The organism is Sphingobium sp. MK2 (genome assembly GCF_040170545.1).
Classification (GTDB): domain Bacteria; phylum Pseudomonadota; class Alphaproteobacteria; order Sphingomonadales; family Sphingomonadaceae; genus Sphingobium.
Map to the genome: position 1 here is coordinate 1 of NZ_JAZDXA010000019.1, position 20,133 is coordinate 20,133.

22 protein-coding genes are annotated in these 20,133 nt (G+C 62.5%); 13 read left to right on the forward strand and 9 right to left on the reverse strand.

All coding sequences use genetic code 11. From position 1 onward, the window contains the following. The 3 genes from maiA to hmgA all read right to left on the reverse strand — a co-directional run. Nucleotides 1-441: maleylacetoacetate isomerase (maiA, locus tag V2I08_RS10650; protein ID WP_349635077.1), on the reverse strand; the 441-nt coding region annotated here is incomplete at its 3' end. A 5-nt stretch (nt 442-446) separates the two neighbouring features. After that, nucleotides 447-1,733, reverse strand: a complete 1,287-nt coding sequence (gene fahA, locus V2I08_RS10655; protein WP_349635078.1) for a fumarylacetoacetase — start codon at nt 1,731-1,733, stop codon at nt 447-449. Continuing rightward, the gene (gene hmgA / locus V2I08_RS10660; protein WP_349635156.1) at nt 1,730-3,022 is read right to left on the reverse strand and encodes a homogentisate 1,2-dioxygenase; all 1,293 of its coding nucleotides are present in this window, start codon (nt 3,020-3,022) and stop codon (nt 1,730-1,732) included. The genes fahA and hmgA overlap by 4 nt, the downstream gene beginning before the upstream one ends. Nucleotides 3,023-3,123: 101 nt before the next feature. Here hmgA and V2I08_RS10665 point away from each other — a divergent pair, with 101 nt between their 5' ends. The 3 genes from V2I08_RS10665 to V2I08_RS10675 all read left to right on the forward strand — a co-directional run bounded on the left by V2I08_RS10665 (nt 3,124) and on the right by V2I08_RS10675 (nt 5,106). Then, entirely contained in the window at nt 3,124-3,600 is a 477-nt protein-coding gene (locus V2I08_RS10665) for a MarR family winged helix-turn-helix transcriptional regulator (protein ID WP_349635079.1), read from the forward strand. A gap of 208 nt (nt 3,601-3,808) precedes the next feature. Then, entirely contained in the window at nt 3,809-4,495 is a 687-nt protein-coding gene (gene gntA, locus V2I08_RS10670) for a guanitoxin biosynthesis heme-dependent pre-guanitoxin N-hydroxylase GntA (protein ID WP_349635080.1), read from the forward strand. Further along, nucleotides 4,492-5,106 carry an urea carboxylase-associated family protein gene (locus V2I08_RS10675; RefSeq protein ID WP_349635081.1) on the forward strand — a complete coding sequence of 205 codons (615 nt, stop codon included), beginning with the start codon at nt 4,492-4,494 and terminating at the stop codon, nt 5,104-5,106. Before gntA ends, V2I08_RS10675 begins: the two co-directional genes overlap by 4 nt. Here the strand turns inward: V2I08_RS10675 and V2I08_RS10680 are convergent. The 4 genes from V2I08_RS10680 to V2I08_RS10695 form a co-directional block, all read right to left on the reverse strand. Next, entirely contained in the window at nt 5,088-6,497 is a 1,410-nt protein-coding gene (locus V2I08_RS10680) for a mannitol dehydrogenase family protein (protein WP_349635082.1), read from the reverse strand. The genes V2I08_RS10675 and V2I08_RS10680 overlap by 19 nt on opposite strands. Then, nucleotides 6,494-7,921: a glucuronate isomerase gene (gene uxaC / locus V2I08_RS10685; protein ID WP_349635083.1), complete on the reverse strand. Its 1,428-nt coding sequence runs from the start codon at nt 7,919-7,921 to the stop codon at nt 6,494-6,496. The genes V2I08_RS10680 and uxaC overlap by 4 nt, the downstream gene beginning before the upstream one ends. Before the next feature lie 9 nt (nt 7,922-7,930). After that, entirely contained in the window at nt 7,931-8,677 is a 747-nt protein-coding gene (locus V2I08_RS10690; protein WP_349635084.1) for an FCD domain-containing protein, read from the reverse strand. A 268-nt stretch (nt 8,678-8,945) separates the two neighbouring features. Then, nucleotides 8,946-9,791 carry a TIM barrel protein gene (locus tag V2I08_RS10695; RefSeq protein WP_349635085.1) on the reverse strand — a complete coding sequence of 282 codons (846 nt, stop codon included), beginning with the start codon at nt 9,789-9,791 and terminating at the stop codon, nt 8,946-8,948. Nucleotides 9,792-9,940: 149 nt separating this feature from the next. Here V2I08_RS10695 and V2I08_RS10700 point away from each other — a divergent pair, with 149 nt between their 5' ends. Next, nucleotides 9,941-10,603 carry a TetR/AcrR family transcriptional regulator gene (locus V2I08_RS10700; RefSeq protein WP_310222322.1) on the forward strand — a complete coding sequence of 221 codons (663 nt, stop codon included), beginning with the start codon at nt 9,941-9,943 and terminating at the stop codon, nt 10,601-10,603. Here V2I08_RS10700 and V2I08_RS10705 read toward each other — a convergent pair. Further along, on the reverse strand, nt 10,546-11,286 hold the full coding sequence (locus tag V2I08_RS10705) for a ThuA domain-containing protein (protein ID WP_349635086.1): 741 nt from the start codon (nt 11,284-11,286) through the stop codon (nt 10,546-10,548). The two genes, V2I08_RS10700 and V2I08_RS10705, sit on opposite strands and share 58 nt — an antisense overlap. An 86-nt stretch (nt 11,287-11,372) precedes the next feature. Here V2I08_RS10705 and V2I08_RS10710 point away from each other — a divergent pair, with 86 nt between their 5' ends. The 9 genes from V2I08_RS10710 to V2I08_RS10750 all read left to right on the forward strand — a co-directional run bounded on the left by V2I08_RS10710 (nt 11,373) and on the right by V2I08_RS10750 (nt 18,950). Continuing rightward, nucleotides 11,373-12,581 carry a CoA transferase gene (locus V2I08_RS10710; RefSeq protein ID WP_349635087.1) on the forward strand — a complete coding sequence of 403 codons (1,209 nt, stop codon included), beginning with the start codon at nt 11,373-11,375 and terminating at the stop codon, nt 12,579-12,581. Next, the gene (locus V2I08_RS10715) at nt 12,578-12,934 is read left to right on the forward strand and encodes an OB-fold domain-containing protein (protein ID WP_349635088.1); all 357 of its coding nucleotides are present in this window, start codon (nt 12,578-12,580) and stop codon (nt 12,932-12,934) included. The genes V2I08_RS10710 and V2I08_RS10715 overlap by 4 nt, the downstream gene beginning before the upstream one ends. Before the next feature lie 2 nt (nt 12,935-12,936). Next, nucleotides 12,937-14,088 (forward strand): acetyl-CoA acetyltransferase, encoded by a 1,152-nt coding sequence (locus V2I08_RS10720; RefSeq protein ID WP_349635089.1) that lies wholly within the window; start codon nt 12,937-12,939, stop codon nt 14,086-14,088. Beyond that, nucleotides 14,085-14,861 (forward strand): enoyl-CoA hydratase-related protein, encoded by a 777-nt coding sequence (locus tag V2I08_RS10725; RefSeq protein WP_349635090.1) that lies wholly within the window; start codon nt 14,085-14,087, stop codon nt 14,859-14,861. The genes V2I08_RS10720 and V2I08_RS10725 overlap by 4 nt, the downstream gene beginning before the upstream one ends. 116 nt (nt 14,862-14,977) lie before the next feature. Then, nucleotides 14,978-16,240 carry an aromatic ring-hydroxylating dioxygenase subunit alpha gene (locus V2I08_RS10730; RefSeq protein ID WP_349635091.1) on the forward strand — a complete coding sequence of 421 codons (1,263 nt, stop codon included), beginning with the start codon at nt 14,978-14,980 and terminating at the stop codon, nt 16,238-16,240. 25 nt (nt 16,241-16,265) lie between these two features. Beyond that, a complete protein-coding gene (locus V2I08_RS10735) occupies nt 16,266-17,060 on the forward strand; it encodes an SDR family oxidoreductase (protein WP_349635092.1) in 795 nt (264 codons plus the stop codon). Continuing rightward, a complete protein-coding gene (locus tag V2I08_RS10740) occupies nt 17,057-17,527 on the forward strand; it encodes a VOC family protein (protein WP_310222339.1) in 471 nt (156 codons plus the stop codon). The genes V2I08_RS10735 and V2I08_RS10740 overlap by 4 nt, the downstream gene beginning before the upstream one ends. Before the next feature lie 23 nt (nt 17,528-17,550). Continuing rightward, nucleotides 17,551-18,465 carry an acyl-CoA thioesterase domain-containing protein gene (locus tag V2I08_RS10745; protein ID WP_349635093.1) on the forward strand — a complete coding sequence of 305 codons (915 nt, stop codon included), beginning with the start codon at nt 17,551-17,553 and terminating at the stop codon, nt 18,463-18,465. Beyond that, nucleotides 18,462-18,950, forward strand: coding sequence for a MaoC/PaaZ C-terminal domain-containing protein (locus V2I08_RS10750; RefSeq protein WP_349635094.1), 489 nt, complete (start codon nt 18,462-18,464; stop codon nt 18,948-18,950). Before V2I08_RS10745 ends, V2I08_RS10750 begins: the two co-directional genes overlap by 4 nt. 10 nt (nt 18,951-18,960) lie before the next feature. On the opposite strand, the gene V2I08_RS10755 is transcribed toward V2I08_RS10750, so the two are convergent. Beyond that, the gene (locus V2I08_RS10755) at nt 18,961-20,124 is read right to left on the reverse strand and encodes an acyl-CoA dehydrogenase family protein (RefSeq protein WP_310222345.1); all 1,164 of its coding nucleotides are present in this window, start codon (nt 20,122-20,124) and stop codon (nt 18,961-18,963) included. Nucleotides 20,125-20,133 lie beyond the last annotated feature (9 nt).

Below are 20,133 nucleotides of genomic sequence, written 5' to 3' on the forward strand. Positions count from 1 at the left end.
GCGGGCAATCTGTTCCTCCAGCGCGGCGAAGCCTTCGCTAATCCAGTGAGCGATCCAGGCGGTGATCTGATCTGGGGTCGCCGTGAAATCGCCGCGTAGCCGGTCGAGGGCACGCAGATTGTTGAGCGGGTGGATATCGCAGGCGACGAGGGCCGCCATGCCGCGAACCACCGCTCGGTCGAACGGAGTGGCGGGCAGCAGCGGCGGGTCGGGATATTGTTCGTCCAGCCATTCGATGATCGCGCCGGACTGGGTGAGGACACCGTCCGGCGTCTCCAGCGCGGGAACGAGCGCTTGCGGGTTGAGCGCGCGGAAGGACGGGGCGCGGTGCGCGCCGGTACGCAGATCGTGGGTCGTCTGGCGATAGTCCAGCCCCTTGAGCGCCAGTGCGATGCGGACCCGGTAGGCGGCGCTCGACCGCCAATAGCCGTGCAGGATCATGCCAGTCAGCCTTTCGCCGGAAGGATGCGGGCGCGGCATTCGCCAAAGCCGATGGACACGAAGCCTTCCCGCTGCGCGGTCGCGGTGAGGATCACTTCGTCGCCATCCTCCAGAAAGGTGCGCTGTTCGCCCGATGGCAGGGTGATCGGCTCCGCGCCGCCCCGGCTGATTTCGAGCAGGCTGCCATAGGCGCTGCGATCGGGGCCGGAAATGGTGCCGGTGCCGAGCAGGTCCCCAGGCTGGAGGTTGCAGCCGTTCGAGGCATGATGGGTAACGATCTGCGCGGGCGTCCAATACATGTTCGATGAGGGACCGTGGCTGAGCGCGAAGTCCGGCAGCCCTTGATCACGCATGCGGGCAGTGGACAGGGTGACGCTAAGGTCGAGTGCTAGAGCCCCGCCTGCCTGATCCTGTTCATCCCAGAGATAAGGCAAGGGCTTGGGATCGGCGGCGTCCCGCATCGGCTGCGCGGTGCGGAAGGGGGCGAGCGCTTCAGGCGTGATGACCCAGGGCGAGATGGTGGAATGGAAATTCTTGGCGAGGAAAGGGCCGAGCGGCACATATTCCCACGCCTGAAAATCGCGCGCCGACCAGTCGTTGAGCAGGCAGAAGCCCGCAATATGGTCGGCCGCCTGGCCGATCGGAATGGGCTCGCCCAATTCATTGCCCTCGCCGATCCACAGGCCCAGTTCCAGCTCATAATCCAGACGCCGGGTCGGACCGAAGCGCGGTTCGCTATCCTGTGGTCCCTTGGTCTGGCCGACTGGGCGGACGACTGGGATGCCGGAGGGGCGGATCGAGGAGGCGCGGCCATGATAGCCGATCGGCACATATTTATAGTTGGGCAGCAGTGGATTGTCGGGGCGGAATAGCTGCCCGACATGGGTGGCGTGATGGATGCCGACATAGAAATCGGTATAATCGCCGATGGTCGCTGGCAGGTGGAGTTCGCATGCCGCCATCGGGTGCAGCGCGGGTTCGACCGCTGCCTGAAACGCCAAATCGGACAGCGAAGCGGACACTGTTTTGCGTAATTCGCGCCGGAGGGCGGTGGGCAGGGCGAAGAAGTTATTGAGGCGGGTTTGGTTCAGCGCGGCCTGTAAGTCCGTCGGCAGAATGTCAATTATAGATTTTATATCAAGGATATAGTCACCGATCGCAATACCAGCGCGCGGGCTGCCGCCCGGTGGCGAGAAGATGCCGAGCGGCAGATTCTGGATCGGGAAGGCCGCATGGCCGTTCGCGCTGGTGACCCAGCTTTGCAGGTCGGCGGCGTGGGTGTGGTCGATCATGCGGCGTCCTTGTCGGTGGGGAGTTGCGCCTTGCGGAAGCCATCCCAGCATTGGTCATAGTCGGGCTGGGCGAAGGGGGCTTGCGCGGCGAAGCTTGTGGGGCGGAAGGGGAAGCGGCTTTCGAACATGAAAGCCATGGTCGCCTCGATCTTGTGCGGGGCCAAGGGGGCGGAGATGCCCGCTTCATAGCTGGCGCGGTCGGGGCCGTGGCTCGCCATCTGATTGTGCAGCGATGCACCGCCGGGCGCGAAGCCGCCAGCCTTGGCGTCATAGGTGCCTGTTATCAGGCCCATAAATTCGCTCATGACGTTTCGATGGAACCAGGGCGGGCGGAATGTGTCCTCCGCCACCATCCAGCGTGGCGGGAAGATGACGAAGTCGCAATTGGCGGTGCCCGGCGTGTCGCTGGGGCTGGTCAGGACGGTGAAGATGGACGGATCGGGATGGTCGTAGCTGACCGTGTTGATCGTGTTGAAGCGGCGCAGGTCATAGCGGCAGGGGGCGAGATTGCCGTGCCAGGCGACGACATCGAACGGGCTGTGCGGCAGGCGGGTGGACCAGAGCTGGCCCTGGAATTTCTGGATGAGGTCGACCGGCGCATCGACATCCTCGAACCAGGCGACCGGCGTTTCGAAATCGCGCGGATTGGCGAGGCCGTTCGATCCGATCGGGCCAAGGTCGGGCAGGCGGAAGGCCGCGCCGTAATTTTCGCAGACATAGCCGCGTGCGACCGGGGCCAGCAATTCGACGCGGAAGCGCAGGCCGCGCGGGATGAGCGCGATCTGGAGCGGCGCGACATCGAAGCGGCCGAGTTCGGTGATCAGGCGGATGGTTCCTTCCTGCGGCACGATCAGCATTTCGGCGTCAGCGTTGAAGAAAGCGCGGTCCTGCATCGAGCGGTTGCAGGCGTAGAGATGCACGCCCTGCCCCACGCCCGCCGCGACATCGCCATTGCCGCAATAGGTGACGAGGCCGTCGAGGAAATCGGTCGGATCGGTCGGGATCGGCAGCGGGTTCCAGCGCAGGCGGTTGGGGGATGGTGGCAGGTCGGCAAAGGGCGCGGAGCGAAGTTGGCCAGCCCCCTGCCAAGGGCGATAGGTGCCATGCTGTGCAGTGGGGCGCAGGCGGTAGAGCCAACTGCGGCGGTTCTCAGCACGGGGCGCGGTGAAGGCCGTGCCCGAAAGCTGTTCGGCATAGAGGCCGAAGGGCACTTTCTGCGGCGAGTTGCAGCCGACCGGAAGCGCGCCGGGCACGGCCTGCGTCACGAAATGATTGGCAAAGCCGGTCATCATATCGTCCGCCTGTACCATTGTCGACATGCCTCCATTTATAGTTTCATATGCAGCCACTATAAGACTTGCCGAACTGGTGTCAAATGTTACTATCTGGCATGTCTACTCCCCGGCTCGCGCTTGATCATTTCCTGCCCTATCGCTTGTCCTTCACCGCCAATCTGGTGAGCGACGCGGTGGCCCATGCCTATCAGGCGCTATTCGGGCTGCGCATTCCCGAATGGCGGGTGGTTGCGGTGACGGCCGAGAGCCCTGACGGCATCACCCAGCAGGCCATTGGTAGCCGAACGCGGATGGACAAGGTGACGGTGAGCCGCGCGGCCAAGAGCCTGATCGCGCGCGGCCTGATCGCGCGCAGGCCCAACGCCGCCGATCAACGGTCGCATCTGTTAGTCCTGACGAGCGAGGGATGGACGCTGTATGACGCTGTCGTCCCGAAGGCATTGGAATTGGAGAGGCGGATTTTCGATTGTTTCTCCCAGTCGGAACTGGCCCGGTTCGAGGCGATGTTGCGGAAGGTTGATGCGATCGTGCTGGCATCCGGCCTGTCGAACGGTGCGCCGGATGCCGATTAAGCCGGTGTGCCGCCGCGCCGTTCGCTCGCCCTTGGCGGGGTAAATCAATCTGGATCAATGCGATTGCGCGGCGCGCGGTGCGGCCAATTTGTCGTTGAAACGTTGTCGGGAGGTGAAACGAACAGGCGATTGGCAGGTTACCCCGTCGATCCGTTGATTGACGGGATCAACCGGCACGTATGACACAGACAATGAAACGGAATGCAGCATGTTCCCCTGGACCCATGAGTCCCAAACCCAACTCGAAGGCGAGTTGCAGGATCATATCAGCGCGCCAGCCTTTCCCTGCGTCGGCGCGAAGGCCGCACTGGCGCGCGGCAATCTCGTGACGCTGGCATGCAATCGCATCGACAGCGCGTGGGACGATCTGCGCGTACATGATGCGTTGCTGGGCTTTACCAGCGCGTACAAGGATCAACCGGGGCTGTTCCGCAGCTTTGCGGCGGTGTTCGAAGGGCCGGACGATCTTTCGGAGGAAGCGTTCGAGCGCGCCTTGTGGGACCGGGTGCAGTCGCTGAGCGACAAGGATGCGTGGCGCGGCCAGGATTATGACAAGCGGGTCAGCGCCGATCCGACCAATCCCCATTTTTCGCTGAGTTTCGGGGGCGAAGCCTATTTCATCGTAGGCCTGCATCCCCGCGCCAGCCGACCGGCGCGCCGGTTCAAGCATCCCACCTTGATCTTCAACCTGCACGACCAGTTCGAGCAACTGCGGGCCGAAGGAAAATATGAGACGATGCGCGAGAAGATATTGGTGCGCGACGAAGCGCTGGCCGGATCGCGCAACCCGATGCTGGAGCGATTTGGCGAGAATAGCGAGGCACGGCAATATTCCGGGCGCGCCGTGGGCGACCAATGGGTCGCGCCGTTCGAATATCATGGAGAGAAAGCATGACCGATGGCGTGCAAGTGATCGCCGAGCGAAGCGGCACGGCATTCCGGCTGCCGCGCGGGGCCGTGCTGACGGTGACCGATCCCAAGGGCGAACAGGTGGCGGACCTGTTGGCCTATAATGCCGCCGATGTGCGGGAGGTGATTTCGTCCGGGCGGACGCTGGACTATGCCGAGACGATCAGCCTGACCACCGGCCATGCGCTCTATTCCAATCGGTCGCAGGTGATGCTGACGATCATCGCGGATACGGTAGGCCGGCATGATTTTTTGCTGACGCCCTGCTCCATCGACACGTTCCACCATTTCTATCCCGACCTGGAGCCGCATCGCGGCTGTTTCGGCAATCTGGCCGAAGCGCTGGCCCCCTATGGGATCGAGCCGGATACGATTCCGGTTGCCTTCAATTGCTTCATGAACGTGCCTGTTGCGCCGGATGGCAAGCTGCGCGTGCTGCCGCCCGTCAGCAAGGCGGGCGACCATATCCGGTTCCGGGCGGAGATGGACCTGATCATTGGCCTCACCGCCTGTTCAGCGCCCGATTCCAATGGTGGCAGGTTCAAACCCATCCATTATGAGATTGAGACTGTCGCTGATCAGGCTGACGCTATCTGATCCACTTCGGCCTGGAGCAAGGCGCGGCTCTGGTCGGTGACGGTCCAGCGATCGGCGAACAGTCCCTGTTCGCCGAACAAGGCGGTGACGATGCCGTCGGTCCCGGCCGATTGCCATAGGGCGGCAAGCTGCGCGGCCATGGGATCGTCCACCGGCCGCGCGTCGCCGCGGATGTGGAGCATCCAAGCGGCCAAGGCTTTCAATGTTGCGGGACAGGCGCGGCCTGCGGCCAAATTGATCGCCAGCGGCTCCAGCCAGCGTTGCGGGATTTTCTGCGACCCGTCGATCGCGATCTGGGCGAGGCGGTGGGGCAATGCGGGATTGGCGAAGCGCGCGAGCAGTTGCGCGGCATAGGCGTCGATGTCGAGGCCGGGGGCGCTACCGAGGCTTGCGCCCGCTTCGTCGCGCATAAGGCGCTCGATCAAGGGACGCAGGGTTGGGTCGGCGATCGCCTGATGCACGAAGTCATAGCCTTGCGCGAGGCCGAGATAGGCGAGCGCCGAGTGGGCACCGTTGAGCATCCGCAGCTTGGCGGCTTCATGCTGGCGCACATCGGATACCAGTTGCGCGCCGCCGACTTCCCAGCGGGGGCGTGGCCCGGCGAAGCGATCCTCGATCACCCATTGGCGGAAGGGTTCGGTGATGACGGCGGCGGCGTCCTCAAGACCGATGGTGTCGGCGATCTGCTGGCGGTCGGCATCGGTGACGGCGGGCACGATGCGGTCGACCATGGTGGAGGGGCAGGCGCATTCGCGGTGGAACCATGCAGCCAGGCCCGAATCGACGCGATCGAGATAGGCGTCGAGCAGGCCGGACAGGACCGTGCCATTTTCCGCGAGATTGTCGCAGCTTACGAGCGTCAGGCCTGCAAGGCCGGCCGCGCGTCGATGGGCCAGCCCGGCGGCGAGAAAGCCGTAGATGCTGCGCGGGGTTGCGTCTTTGGTCAGTTCCGGTTCGAGCAGGGACAGATCAAGCTGGCCTGCGGGGGTGCGGCAATAGCCCTTTTCCGTAACGGTGAAGCTGACGATGTGCGTGCTGCTGCTGGCCAGCGCCGCGACGACGGCGGCGGGGTCGCGCGGCGCGACGATCACGTGCTGCACTGCGCCGATCAGGCGGGTGCGCGGGCTGCCGCTGCCGCGTTCCGATACGGTGAACAGGCCATCCTGCGGCTGCATCTGATCCGCGACATCGCCCGAACGGAGCGATACGCCGGTGATGCCCCAATCGCGGTCGCCCGCCGCCATGGCATCGTCGGTATAGACGGCCTGATGCGCGCGGTGGAAGGCACCGATGCCGAAATGGACAATGCCACAGGCCTGGACAGCGCGGTCATAGCCCGGCCGTTCGACGTTCGCGTTCAGCGCGGTGATATTCTCTTGCGACAATCTCACAGCTTATACGCCTTTTTGGCCAGCGTGTAGGATAGGTCGATGGCCAGTTCGGCCGCCTCCCATTCCTCCATCCGATGTTCTGCGACCCATTGGGCGAGGAAGCCGCAGTCGATACGGCGCGCGACGTCGTGGCGCGCCGGGATAGACAGGAAGGCGCGAGTATCGTCATTGAAGCCGACCGTATTGTAGAAGCCCGCCGTCTCCGTCATCTGGTTGCGGAAGCGGCGCATGCCTTCGGGACTATCGTGGAACCACCAGGCCGGGCCGAGCTTGAGCGCGGGATAATGGCCAGCCAAGGGCGCGAGTTCGCGCGCATAGCTGGTTTCATCCAGCGTGAAGAGGATGATGGTGAGGTTTGTTTCATTGCCATAGCGGCTGAGCAAGGGGCGCAAGGCGTGGACATATTCGGTCGCCATCGGAATGTCGGCACCCTTGTCGCGGCCGAAGCGCGTAAAGAGCGACGCATTATGGTTGCGATAGGCACCGGGATGAATCTGCATGACCATGCCGTCCTCGACACTCATCCCGGCCATGACGGTCAGCATATGCGCGCGGAACAGTTCGGCGTCGGCATCGGGCACGCTGTCGGCGGTCACGCGCGCGAACAGCGCCTGCGCCTCTGCGTCGGTCAGATCGGCGGTCGCAGCGGTTGGATGGCCGTGATCGGTCGAAGTAGCGCCCATGCTGGCGAAAAAGGCGCGGCGCTGGCGGTGGGCGGCGAGATAGCCCCTATAGTCGAACGCATCCTCGCCAGTCAGCTCCGATAGCTTGCGCAGATTGTCACGAAAGCCGTCAAAATGCGGGTCGATGACGGGATCGGGGCGGTAGGCGGTCAACACCCTGCCCTTCCAACCGTCGGCGCGATCTTTTTCGGCAAGAATGGCGGCGTGATGGGCGAGGTCGTCCAACGGCGATTCCGTGGTTGTGATCACCTCGATATTGAAGCGATCATAGAGCGCGCGCGGACGGAAGGCCTCGGTCGCCAAGGCCTCTGTAATGGTGTCATAATAGAGGTCGGCGCTGGCCGCTTCGAGCTGGACGGTCAGGCCGAAGGCTTCCGCGAAGACCCAGTCGAGCCACATGCGCGAGGGCGTGCCGCGGAACAGCGTGTAATTTTCCGCCAATATGCGCCACGCCGCGCGGGGATCGACAGGGGTGCCGCCGCCCCCATTGGGCACTAGCCCGATCGTTTCGAGCGATATGCCCTGGCTGTAGAGCATCCGAAAGACATAATGGTCGGGCGTCAGCAGCAATTCGCTGGCGTTGCCGAAGGGTTGATCCTGCGCGAACCAGCGCGGGTCGGTATGGCCATGGGGGCTGATGATCGGCAGGCCAGCGACGGCTTCATAGAGGCGGCGCGCGATCGTACGGACGGACGGATCGGTCGGAAACAGACGGTCAGGATGCAAGGTCAGCGGGCGCATGAACAAAACCTATAAAGTTGCGGCGCGGCTATAGCGCGCACGGGTGGAAGCGACGGTGCGACGGGCATCCTGGATCGCGTCCTCTTCGATCGCGAACAGCAGATGATCGATCACCGCGCCGAGATGCGCGCGCATCGCCGCCCTGGCCGCGGCGGGATCACGGGCATGAAGGGCATCCTGCACGGCGCTATGTTCCTCGACGATGGGCTGGATATTGGCGGTGCGCGCCTTTTCAAGCAGGAGCGCGCAGTCGGGCGAGGTCGAACGCAAGCGCCACATCTCCTCTACCTGGCTGTGGATCACCGCGTTGCGCGTGGCCGAGGCGATGAGCAGGTGGAAGGCGCGATCGGCTTCGGTGCTGACGCCGGGCAAGAGATTTTCTTCCGACATTTGCTGTACCAGCCGGTCCAGCTCTTCGAGTTCATCGTCGCGGATGTTGACCGCGGCGAGCGCCGCCGCCTCCCCTTCGACCAGCAGCCGGGCTTCCATCAGTTCAAAGGCGGTCACGGTGAAGCCGGGACGATCCTGATCGCCGGGCAGGGCGCGGACATAGGCACCCGATCCGACGCGCACCTCGATCAACCCCTGGACTTCCAAGGCGATCATCGCCTCGCGCACGGCGGGTCGGCTGACCCCGTGCATGACGGAAAGTTCGCGTTCGGCGGGCAAACGGTCGCCAATGGCATAGCGACCCGCCGCCAGATCCTGGAACAACCGGCGCGCCAGCTTCTGATACAGCCGTTCGGTCCCTTCCATAGGGGCAGAACCGCCGGCACTTTTATCTGTCTCAATCATGTCTCAGCCCTCGCCTATAATAGGCCTTACCAATTCAAGAGAAATCGGCAAGGGTGATACTAGCGGCGCTTGGCAATCTTCGCCACTGTTGCGAGCGAGAATTTCCATGGCATGAATAGGATTTGGAGCGTTAACCGCGGACAGGATCAAGCATCGATGCCTGGTTGTCGATCCGGCCGTCCATTGTTTATCGAAGAGCCGCAGGCCGCCCCATTCCCCGAATGCCCGCTTATCCTTCTACACTCCGTCTGGGCGATGATAGTGGTAAGGCCAGACCGACGATATTTCTGCAGGCATCGACGGCGGCGCGTGCGCGATCCTCGTCATTCACGCCCTGGGCCTTGTCTATCCACCTTGGTACTTCGACTTCAACCAGCAGCGGCTGGTGAAGGACGGATAAGAGATCAGAGAGCGGGAAAGTCCCTTTGCCTGGCAGTTCGCGCGTCTTGACCGCTTCGTTCCAGCGCTGATCATCTGGACAATGGTGCAGACCGTCCGACAACTGAATATAGCTGATGAGATCGGCGTTGGCGGCGACCTCCTCCACGCTACCGCCTTCGCGAAACAGATGAAGGGCGTCGCAGGCCAGCATGCCGCGCTTTGCCTGCCGCACGATCTGCGCTGCTTCGCTGATCGTGCGGATCGCCGAAAAGCGCATAAATTCCAAACCGGCAACGATGTCGAAACTGTGCGCGAGCGCGGCAAAGGCAGCAAAACGATCAACCGCTTCGGTCGGATCAGATATGGCATGGATATGCGCGGTCGCGCGCGTGGCGCCCAGGGACGCGCCGACGTCGAGCGCGCGCGCGAAAGCATCGACATCCTCTTGCCCATCGAGGGAGAAAACCTCTATATTACCGATCGTTACACCGGCATCCTTCATATGGGCGCGCAATTGCGGCACGTCGGAGGGCGTCACCAGCGGGTAGCGTCCCTTTGCTGCGTCCGGCATGATGGTGAAGAGGCACACATGCGCGCATCCGGTCATTGCAGCCAGATCCACCAGCCGAGTCGGCGCGGCGTCGAGTATCGTCAGTTGATGCAGCGACAATACGATGTCGGCGGTGGCGTCCATGCCGGTCTCTCCTTGGTCTGTCCGCCTTTGACCTTACACGCCATTTGGCAGAAAAAGACAATCATGGATGTCTTTTTCTATTTTCCGCTATAGGATGGTGTCATAGAGTCAGGCGGCAAGCCTGACCGAGAAGGAGGAGAGGCACCATCGTGAAACGCACCGCTGTTGATGGGCCAACGCAGCAGGCGCTCAAAAGCCTGAATACGCGGGCGCGATTGATCGAGGCGACAATCCGGGTTCTCGTGCGCAACGGCTATGCCCGCACGACCACGCCGCAGGTCGCGCTGGAGGCCGGGCTGTCGCGCGGTGCGATGCTGCACCATTTCGACAATGGCGTTTCCCTTATCAAGGAAACGATCATCCACCTGCACGAACGGCGGTTGCTTGCGTTCCGTCGGGCGGCGGAACGCAATGCGCTGGACCATCGCGCCATGGTGCGCACCTATTGGCGGCAGGTGCAGAAGCCCGCCTTCATCGCCTTTCACGAACTCGCTATTGCAGCGCGCACGAACAGCGATCTGGCCGCGATGCTGCACCCCTTGCAAGCGGAGTTCCGCGCCCGCTTCAACCAGCTAGCCGCCAGCCTCTATCCCGAATGGCAGAGCGAGCCGCATCGCTTCGCGCTCGCCATGGCCGTGTCGCAAGCGACTATGGAAGGTATGGCGATCAACCTGATGACCGGCGCCATGGACGAAGCCCTGGTGGAGCCGGTGCTGTGTTCGCTCGAAGCCCAGCTTCATGCGCTGCGGCCCGATCAACCGTCCTTGGCATTGGCCAGTCCCCAGCCAATGCCACGGCGCAAAAGCTCATGAAAAATCGGATAATTCCAGGCGCAGCGTTGCGGATGCGGCCAGAAGGACGTCAGCGGCCGAAGATCATAATGGCCCCGGCAATGACCCAGCGTGAGATACAATATCGCCCCCTTCCCCACCGACCGTTCGTAGAGCACGGGCACCTGCGGTTCGTCCCAGTCCGCATCGCGAAATTCGTCGCATGTTCCGGTGAAGCTGGTGTGGAGCAGCACGTCGATATCGGCGGTGCGATGCGTGAGATACAGTTCATCCTCGACGCGGAAGTCGCGCAGTCCCTGCGTCATCATATGATCGCCGCGCGTCACGAACACCTTGAACGGAGCGATCGGGGGATGGCCGGCAAAGCGGGTGCCGAGCAACTGGCTGAACGTCGGCACAAGATCGGGTGTGTCGACGACGCCGTCCGCACCGAAGCGCAGCACGGCATTGGTGCCGTGCAGGGCGAGCCAGCGGCCGCCGCGTCGCAGGAATGTGTCGAGAGCCGCCACCTGCGCATCATCGGCTGGCATGAGGTCGCATGTGTAGGTAATCAGCATATCCGCGCGCGCCAGATTGGCGAGATCGGCATAGTCGGACGCAACAGACGTACGGATTTGTGGCTGTTCCGCCAGCAATTTGAGCAGTTCGAGCCGCGCAAAATCAATGTCGTGAAATTTTCCGGCGGCGATCAAATGAACGTTCATGACAGCAAACTTCCCTCTCCCGCATATGTGCGTGTGCGCGCGAGCTTAGGGCAGGCCAAGGAGATGGCAATGATCGAGACGGGCCAATGAGCGGCAAAGGAAAAGGGCCGCTGGCGGGCGTGCGCATATTGGACCTGACCAGCGTGCTGATGGGCCCTTATGCGACGCAGATTTTTGCCGACTTGGGGGCCGATGTCGTCAAAGTGGAAAGTCCGCAGGGGGACACCACCCGTTTCATTCCACCCGGACCCGATGCGGCGCGCGGAGCGATGTTCCTGAACGTCAATCGCGGCAAGCGGTCGATCGTAATGGACCTCAAGCAAGCTGCCGCGCGGTCCGCGCTGCTGCGGCTTGCGGAAAGCGCCGATGTCTTCATCCATTCGATGCGGGCCAGTGCCATCGGGCGCCTCGGCCTGGACTATGCGGCCCTGAGTGCCGTCAACGATCGGATCATCTATGCCAATCTCTATGGTTTCGCGCGAAACGGCCCCTATCGCGACTATCCGGCCTATGACGATATCGTACAGGCTGCATCGGGCATCGTCGATTTGCAGGCGCGTCTGTCGGGCGGTCAGCCGACCTATGCCGCCACGGTCATAGCGGACAAGGTCGCCGGGCTGACTGGCGCCTATTCGGTAATGGCAGCGCTCTATGCGCGCGAAAAAAGCGGTACCGGGCAGGAAATTGAAGTGCCCATGTTCGAAACGCTTGTATCCTTCACGATGGTCGAACATCTGTGCGGATCGCTATTCGTGCCGCCGCAGGGGCCGCCCGAATATCCCCGTGCGACATCTGAGGCCCGGCGGCCCTATCGCACGGCCGACGGGCATATCGGCGTCATGATCTATAATGACAAACATTGGCGCGCCTTTTTCGAGGAACTTGGTCATCCCGAATGGTCGCGCGATCCGATCTTCGGGTCGATGCGGTCACGCACCGAAAATATCGGGACCGTATTGGTGCGGGTGGCTGACGTGATCGCGACGCGGACGACCGAGGAATGGATGACGCTGTTCCGACGGGCGCAGATTCCGGCAACGCCGATCGCGACGCTGACCGATCTGTTGACTGATCCCCATCTGGCCGAGACGGGCTTTTGGAACGAGCAGCAGACGGAACTGGGCACGATGCGCTTTCCCGGCATTCCCACCCGCTTTTCCGCGACGCCCGGTGCGATCGGCGACCCTGGACCCGTGCTGGGCGGCGACAGCGAACAGATCATGCGCGAAGCGGGATTTTCCGATGCCGAGATTATGGCGTTGCAGGCGACGGGCGCGCTGGGGGCGTCGGCATGAGCGGGCCTGAGCAGCAATGGCGCGCGGCGCTGACACAAGGACGCTGCCTGCTACAGCGGGCGCCCGATGGCCGGGTGATTTTCCCACCGCGCGCGACCGCACCCGGCACCGGCGAACCGCTTGAATGGATCGAGGCGTCCGGGCGCGGCACCGTCTATAGCCTGTCCTGGATCCATCAACGTCCGCCCGCGCCGCCCTATCATGTGGCGCTCATTGATCTGGAAGAGGGCGCACGGCTGATGAGCCGGGTCGAGGGTACGACGCCCGAAACGCTGCACATTGGCCAGGCTGTTTGCGCCGTCATAGCGGGATCGGCGGATGGGCCGCTGCTGGTATTCCGGGTGGAGGATTGACCATGGCAGATCGCTTTCCGCGCGGCCGCGCCGCCATCGCCGGGCTTGCGACCTTTGGCGTAGGCGAAACGCCGGGCTATAGCGCGATGGAATTGACGGCGGCTGCTGCAACGCGCGCAGTGGCCGACGCCGGGCTGACACTGGCCGATGTCGATGCGTTGTTCATTTGCCAGCCCGACGATTTTTTCGCGGGCCTTTCCTTTGCCGAGCATCTGGGGCTGCGGCCCGGCTATACCGACAATAATCGCACGGGCGGTTCCGCCTTCATGAGCCATATGGCGGTCGCTGCCCTGATGCTCGACGCCGGCTATATTGATTGCGCGCTTATCGCCTATGGCTCGAACCAGCGCAGCGCGGGCGGCAAGCTCGCGACGCGGATAACGCATAATCAATGGGATGCGCCCTATGCGCCGCTATTCCCGATCACATCCTATGCGCTGGCCGCAGCCCGGCACATGCATGACTATGGCACGACGCGGGCGCAGTTGGCGGCGGTGGCCCTGTCAGCGCGCGGTTGGGCGCAGACCAATGAAGAGGCGTTTGCGCGTGGGCCACTGACGCTCGATGACTGTCTGTCGGCGCGCATCGTGAGTTCCCCGCTTTCGACGCGCGACTGCTGCCTCGTCACCGATGGGGCCGCCGCCATCGTCATGACCCGGACCGATCGCGCCCGCGATCTGGCCAAGCCGCCGGTGCCGTTGCTGGGGGCGGCGGCAGCGACATGGTGGAACGCGATTGCCCAAGCGCAGGATGTGACGGTCACCGCGGCGAAGGAATCGGGCGCGCGCGCGATGGCGATGGCGGGCATTGGCGTGTCAGACCTCAAGCTGGTGCAGCTTTATGATGCCTTCACGATCAATACGATCCTGTTCCTGGAGGATTTGGGCTTTTGCGCGAAGGGCGAAGGCGGGCCGTTCGTGGAAAGCGGCACCATCGCGCCGGGCGGATCGCTGGCGGTCAACACCAATGGCGGAGGCCTGTCCTGCTGCCATCCGGGCATGTACGGCCTCTTTGCCATTATCGAGGCGGCACGGCAGATCCGGGGCGAGGCTGCAAACCAGCAACCAGGCATTGATGTTGCCCTGGCGCATGGCAATGGCGGCACGCTGTCCTCGCAAGCTACCGTCATAGTTGGGAGCATGGCCGCCTTATGAACGACGCCGGATTGATCATCGAGCGGCGGGGTGCGATCTGCCTGCTCACCATCGACCGCGAGCCAGTGCGCAATGCGCTGGACGCGGCAACCGCGCGTGCGCTGGACGCCGCAGTCACCCAGGCCGAGGGCGATCCCGATATCGGCGCGATCGTGCTGACGGGCGCGGGCCATCGCGCATTCTGTTCCGGCATGGACCTCAAGGAAGCAGCGGTGATGGGCGCAGGCCATGGCCTTATCCCCGACCGGGGCTTTGGCGGACTGACCGAGCGGCGGCGCACCAAGCCGCTGATCGCCGCGGTCAATGGCACCGCGGTCGCCGGTGGGTTCGAGATCATATTGGCGTGCGATCTGGCCTTTGCCGCCGACCATGTGCTGATGGGGCTGAGCGAAGTGAAGCGTGGCCTGTTCGCCTTTGCCGGTGGTGTGCAGCGGCTTGCCCGGCAAATTCCGCGCGGCACGGCGCTGGCGATGATCATGACCGGCGAATTGCTACCGGCGCGGCGGCTTTATGAACTGGGCGTCGTAACCGAGGTGCTGCCTGCGGCGCAGTTGCTGGACCGAGCCCTGGCCGTCACGACGGCCATGTTGGGCAATAGCTGGGACGCGATCAACAATGGCCGCCGCCTTTATGAACTGGCCGCAGACATGGAGCTCAATCAGGCGCTCGCCATGGGAAAAGCATGGGGCATGGCGACGCTGGACAGCCCCGACAGCCGCGCCGGGATCGCTGCCTATGGTGGCGGAAGGCAGGCGGAAAACAGCGGGCCTTAACAATAAAAAAGACAATCATGGTTGACTGTTTTATTGTGACGCCTAGGATGCGGTAAGAGCTTTGCGGAGCCGGATTCGGATCGCCAGACTTCGCAAGACATAAGCCCATGCCCCGCATGACGGGTGCCATTGAGCCTTGGGAGAGAAGAGCGATGCTGGATCTGGTGACGGATCAGAGGCCCGAAAACGACTTCGCGCGCATGGATTATGAGCGTGATCGCAAGGCTCCGCCCGACGGGTTCCCCAAATTGCCGGATATCCCCGGATCGCGATACACCGACGCTGAATTTCTGAAACTTGAGCGCGAAATGATGTGGGATCGCGCCTGGCTCTATGCCGGACATACCGACCAGTTGCCCAATCCCGGCAGTTGGTTCCTCACGCGCAATTCCGGTGCGCCGATCATTGTCGCGCGAACATTGACCGGCGAAATCAAGGCTTTTTACAATACCTGCCAGCATCGCGGTGCGCCGCTCGTCACCGAAGAGGCTGGTGAAGGGCGCGGCTTTGTCTGCGGCTATCATGGCTGGAGCTACACGCTCGATGGCAAGCTGACAGCGGTTCGCGACAAGCGCGATTTCGTGGACCTGGATTTTTCCTGTCGCTCGCTGATGCAGGTGCGTTGCGAATTGCTGGGATCGCTGATCTTCATCAATCGTGATCCCGATGCGCAGCCCCTGCTTGCGCATATCGGGCCTATGGCCGAGCAACTTGAACAGTTTGAACTGGAGAAACTGCGTCTGGTCGACAGCCGCAGCTATGAGGTGGACTGCAACGTCAAGGTGCTGCTCGACGCCTTTCTCGAAGTCTATCATCTAAAATCCATCCACGTCGATACGGTGGATCGCTTTCTCGACCATCGCGCCATGATCGTGACGCTTTGGCCCAATGGGCACAGCCGTATGGCGACGCCCAACCGCCGTCCCGACTGGGTCGATCCCGGCACCGTCGGCATGCCCGCCATTCCGTCGATTACGGAATTTCCGGCCAAGAATAATGTAAGCTATCAGATTTTCCCCAATTTCGTGATGCCGCCTGCACCCACGGGCATTCCGATCCTGCAATTCTGGCCAATAGGGCCGAAAAAGTCGCGCGTCGTGTCAAGCTGGCTCGCGCCCGACCATGATCCGGCCAATCCGCACCCGCTCTGGCCCACCCGCCTCTCGAACTGGGAGCGCATCCTCTATGAGGATTTGCAATATGCGCCGCAAATCCAGGAATCTCTGGAAAGCCCCGGCTTCAAGGGCATGCCGCTCAACTATCAGGAACGCCGCATCTATCATTGGCATGAGGAACTGGACCGGCGCATCGGCCTCAATATCGTACCCGAACATGCCCGTGTGCAGCAGGTGTTGAGCGATTGGGTCCAGAAAGACTGAACAACGACAGATAGAGGAGCGCGGCATGGCCGAGTTGACAGGCAAGGTTGCCATCGTGATGGGCGCCGCCAACCGCGACAATATGGCGCAGGTCATCGCTCGCCGTCTCCGTGCGGACGGCGCGCATATTGTGGTCGCGGGTCGCAAGCCGGAGGCGTTGGAGGAACTGGCGTCGGAGCTTGGCGGACTTGCGGTCAGTGGCTGCGACCTCAGCAATGAAGCGGATCTGGCCCGGCTCGCCCAATGCGCCGTAGACCGCTATGGCGGGGTCGACATTGCCGTGAATGCGACCGGCTGGGGCTTGCTGAAACCCTTTCTGGAAACCACCAAGGCTGAAATAGAGAAGATTACCGCGCTTCAGTTTACTGGTGCGATCCTCTTTTACCAGGCGATGCTGCGGGTGATGCGGCCGGGCGGATCCTTGATCCAGATATCCTCGGCCACAGCCACCATCATGCTGGAGGATCATGCCGCCTATATGGGCACGAAGGCGGGCGCGGACCATGTAATCCGCTGCATCGCCAATGAATTTGGCCGCCGTGGCATTCGCGCCAATTCCGTTGCACCGGGCTTTACCGCGACGCCCATGACCGCGCAGGCCGCCAAAAACGCTGCGATCGTCGAAACATTCGTCAAGGAATATCCATTGGGGCGGGTCGGGACCAGCGAGGATATTGCCGAGGCCGTGTCCTGGCTGGCGAGCGACGCCTGCTTCATGACCGGCCAGACTTTGCAGGTGAATGGCGGTCTGACGTTGCGCCGCAATCCGACCAATGCGGAAATCGTCCAGGCCGTGAAGGCGGCGCGGGCACCGTCATGATCCGCGGGGTCCATCACCTCGCCATATCCACACCCGACATCGACCGCTTCGTCGATCATTATCAGCGCTGGTTCGGCTTCGAGCCTGTGGGCGATGGCGGTTGGGAGCCTGGCAACGACCGGATCGATCAGATGGTCGGCCTGTCGGGCAGCGCCGCTCGCTATGCCTTCCTGCGGCTCGGCAATGTGCATGTCGAGGTGTTTGAATATCGGACCAACGATCCGGTCGATGTCCGGCCGCGCATGTGCGACCGCGGCATCACGCATCTTTGCCTATATTGCGACGATGTTTTCGAAGAATATGAGAGATTGAAAGCATTGGGAATGACGTTCAACGCCCCGCCGGGCGGCACAGCGGCGACCCGCGCCACTTATGGCCATGATTGCGACGGCAATGTCGTGGAATTGCTACAAATCGTCGATCCAGCCTGCAGTTTTAGTTTCGGAAATCTGCGTGCATCCTGCTAGGCGGGGCGCGTAAACTGCACCGGATGACCTTGCCCTTGCCTTTATCCTCCGCCTTTCCCGACGATCCCGACCTTGAGCGGATACAGGCCTTTGCCTTTGACAGGATTGGCCCCGACCAGTTTCGGGTCGAGCCGGGGCGCAGCGGTTTGTTGCGGCTGTTTGGCGGAGCCGTGCTCTCGCAAAGCCTTGCTGCGGCGCAGCTTACCGTGCCGGAGGACAAAATCTGCCACAGTCTGCACGCCTATTTCCTCAAGCCGGGACTGACCGACCGGCCCGTCGCGTTCAGCGTGACGCGCGAAAGCGATGGCCGCAGCTTTGCCAACCGCATGGTACGCATGACGCAGGACGGCACCCCGATCGTCAATCTGATGGCTTCGTTCAAGACGGCGGAAGACGCACCGCAGTATAGCCTGCCGATGCCCGATGTGCCGATGCCCGATACGCTGCCGAAGCTGGATGACCTGATCGCCGCTTATGGTGACCGCTTGCCGCTGCGCCATCGCCCTTTCTGGCAACGCCGCCAAATGTTCGAGTGGCGGCCCGTCGATGGATATCGTTTCGACGAGCGCGTGATAGGCCCGGCGACAAGAGCGCTGTGGTTTCGGCTGAACGGCACGGAAGATGGCCCTGCCGCCGTGCAGCAGCGGCTGCTGACCTATGCGTCGGACATGCATATCTTTCATACCGTGCTCAGTCCGCTGGGTCTTGGTTGGGCCAATGATTTCCTGCAAAGCAGCAGTCTGGACCATGCGATCTGGTTTCATGCCGATTTTCGCGTCGATGACTGGCTGCTCTATGTGCTGGAAGGTGCCGCCGCGTCCAATGCCGTTGCTCTGGGACGAGGGCATATTTTTCGCAGCGACGGACAAATCATAGCCACGGTCAGCCAGCAGGGCCTGGTGCGGTTGCTGGCGGAAAGGCGGGAGGGGAAATTATGACCGCAGATTTTTCCGCGCGAAAACCCCATCGCCAGTTCGAGGATCTGGCCGTCGGCGAGTTTCGTCGCTCAAGCGAGCGGGTGGTGACGCAGGACGAGATATTGGCGTTCGCCCGCCGCTATGATCCGCAATGGTTCCATAGCGACCCGGAGGCCGCCGCCCAATCAGTGTTCGGCGAGTTGGTGGCAAGCGGCATCCACGTTCTGGCCTTGTGGCGGCAGATGGATCATGAGATTAATTGGGACATTGACTGGGTGTGCGGCATCGGCTGGGACGAGTTGCGCCTCCGCCGCGCGGTGCGGGCCGGCGATCATATTCATGTGACGAGCGAAATCGTCAGTCTCGAACCGTCAAAGACACGAGACGACCGGGGCACCGCCATCACCCGCTACGCCGTCATGCTGGCGGATGGGACAGAGGCGGTGACGTTCAGCAGCATCAACCTGGTGTACACGCGCGCAGGCCGCGCGCGTATGACCGACTGATCCGCCTGCTTTACCGCCGCTGATCGAAGCGCCGTCCCAGCATCGCGCCTGCGATATTCACCTTCTGGATGTCGATGGCACCGCCAGCAATGCCCCACCCCCAACTGTCGCGCAGGCGGCGTTCCATCGGAAAATCCTTGGAATAGCCATAAGCCCCCATCAACTGCATGGCGTCGCCCGTCACTTCGCGCGCAATTGTGTTGGCAAAACATTTGCCCGTGGAGCTATGGAGCACGGACGGCAGGCCGTCTTCCGCCAGTGAGGCAGCGCGCCAGATCAACAGTCGCGCTGCTTCCACCTTCATCTGCATTTCTGCGAGCTTCAATTGCACCGCCTGAAATTCAGCGATTGGCTTGCCGAACTGCTTGCGTTCCAGCACATAGGCGCTGACATCTTCCAGCGCGCCCGAAGCCTGCGCCAGCGACATGGTCGCATTGCCGCACCGCTCCAGATCAAAGGCTTCCATCAATTTCTTGAAGCCGCCATCGGCCGGGACGATGATATTGTCGATCGGCACTTCGCATTCGTCAAAATGGAGGTCGGACGAGGGTATGCCGCGAAAGCCCATCAATTGTTCATTGGGACCGAAACTGAGGCCCGGCGCGTCTTTCTCCACCAGCACGGCACCAATGCCCTTTGCGCCCGGCGCATCGGACAGGCGGCAATAGACGACATAGGCATCGGCATGGCCGCCGCCCGAACACCAGCGTTTGGTGCCGTTAATCACGACCCGGTCACCCCGGATCAGGCCGGTGGTCTTGAGGTCGGTGAGCGCGCTGCCTGCATCGGGTTCCGACATGGATACGGCGACCACCATTTCGCCCGCGCAGACGGCCGGGACAATGCGGCGGCGCAGGCTTTCCGAAGCGAAATGCTCGATCGCACGAACGGGGCCAACCGAGGATTCGAACACGGGGAAGCCGACCGCCGAGGAAATCTTGCCAAATTCTTCCAGCACGATCAACGCTTCGATATTGCCAAGGCCAAGGCCGCCCAGATCACCGGCGATGTTGATGCCCAGAAAGCCGAGTTCGGCATAGCGCTTCACCAAAGCCCGGCTCGGCGGCTTATTGTCCCGCTCCAGTTCCGCCGCGATCGCAGGCAGTTCGGCGCGCGCAAAGGCGCGGGCGGCTTCCTGAAGCTGGCGCTGGTCTTCGGTCAGTTGAAAATGCATGTCGGTCGC

Coding starts and splice junctions, on each gene's coding strand:
- fahA (WP_349635078.1), bottom strand. CDS start 1,733: ATGATCGACCACACCCACGCCGCCGACCTGCAAAGCTGGGTCACCAGC.
- hmgA (WP_349635156.1), bottom strand. CDS start 3,022: ATGACCGGCTTTGCCAATCATTTCGTGACGCAGGCCGTGCCCGGCGCG.
- V2I08_RS10665 (WP_349635079.1), top strand. CDS start 3,124: ATGTCTACTCCCCGGCTCGCGCTTGATCATTTCCTGCCCTATCGCTTG.
- gntA (WP_349635080.1), top strand. CDS start 3,809: ATGTTCCCCTGGACCCATGAGTCCCAAACCCAACTCGAAGGCGAGTTG.
- V2I08_RS10675 (WP_349635081.1), top strand. CDS start 4,492: ATGACCGATGGCGTGCAAGTGATCGCCGAGCGAAGCGGCACGGCATTC.
- uxaC (WP_349635083.1), bottom strand. CDS start 7,921: ATGCGCCCGCTGACCTTGCATCCTGACCGTCTGTTTCCGACCGATCCG.
- V2I08_RS10690 (WP_349635084.1), bottom strand. CDS start 8,677: ATGGAAGGGACCGAACGGCTGTATCAGAAGCTGGCGCGCCGGTTGTTC.
- V2I08_RS10695 (WP_349635085.1), bottom strand. CDS start 9,791: ATGGACGCCACCGCCGACATCGTATTGTCGCTGCATCAACTGACGATA.
- V2I08_RS10705 (WP_349635086.1), bottom strand. CDS start 11,286: ATGAACGTTCATTTGATCGCCGCCGGAAAATTTCACGACATTGATTTT.
- V2I08_RS10710 (WP_349635087.1), top strand. CDS start 11,373: ATGAGCGGCAAAGGAAAAGGGCCGCTGGCGGGCGTGCGCATATTGGAC.
- V2I08_RS10715 (WP_349635088.1), top strand. CDS start 12,578: ATGAGCGGGCCTGAGCAGCAATGGCGCGCGGCGCTGACACAAGGACGC.
- V2I08_RS10720 (WP_349635089.1), top strand. CDS start 12,937: ATGGCAGATCGCTTTCCGCGCGGCCGCGCCGCCATCGCCGGGCTTGCG.
- V2I08_RS10725 (WP_349635090.1), top strand. CDS start 14,085: ATGAACGACGCCGGATTGATCATCGAGCGGCGGGGTGCGATCTGCCTG.
- V2I08_RS10730 (WP_349635091.1), top strand. CDS start 14,978: ATGACGGGTGCCATTGAGCCTTGGGAGAGAAGAGCGATGCTGGATCTG.
- V2I08_RS10735 (WP_349635092.1), top strand. CDS start 16,266: ATGGCCGAGTTGACAGGCAAGGTTGCCATCGTGATGGGCGCCGCCAAC.
- V2I08_RS10740 (WP_310222339.1), top strand. CDS start 17,057: ATGATCCGCGGGGTCCATCACCTCGCCATATCCACACCCGACATCGAC.
- V2I08_RS10745 (WP_349635093.1), top strand. CDS start 17,551: ATGACCTTGCCCTTGCCTTTATCCTCCGCCTTTCCCGACGATCCCGAC.
- V2I08_RS10750 (WP_349635094.1), top strand. CDS start 18,462: ATGACCGCAGATTTTTCCGCGCGAAAACCCCATCGCCAGTTCGAGGAT.
- V2I08_RS10755 (WP_310222345.1), bottom strand. CDS start 20,124: ATGCATTTTCAACTGACCGAAGACCAGCGCCAGCTTCAGGAAGCCGCC.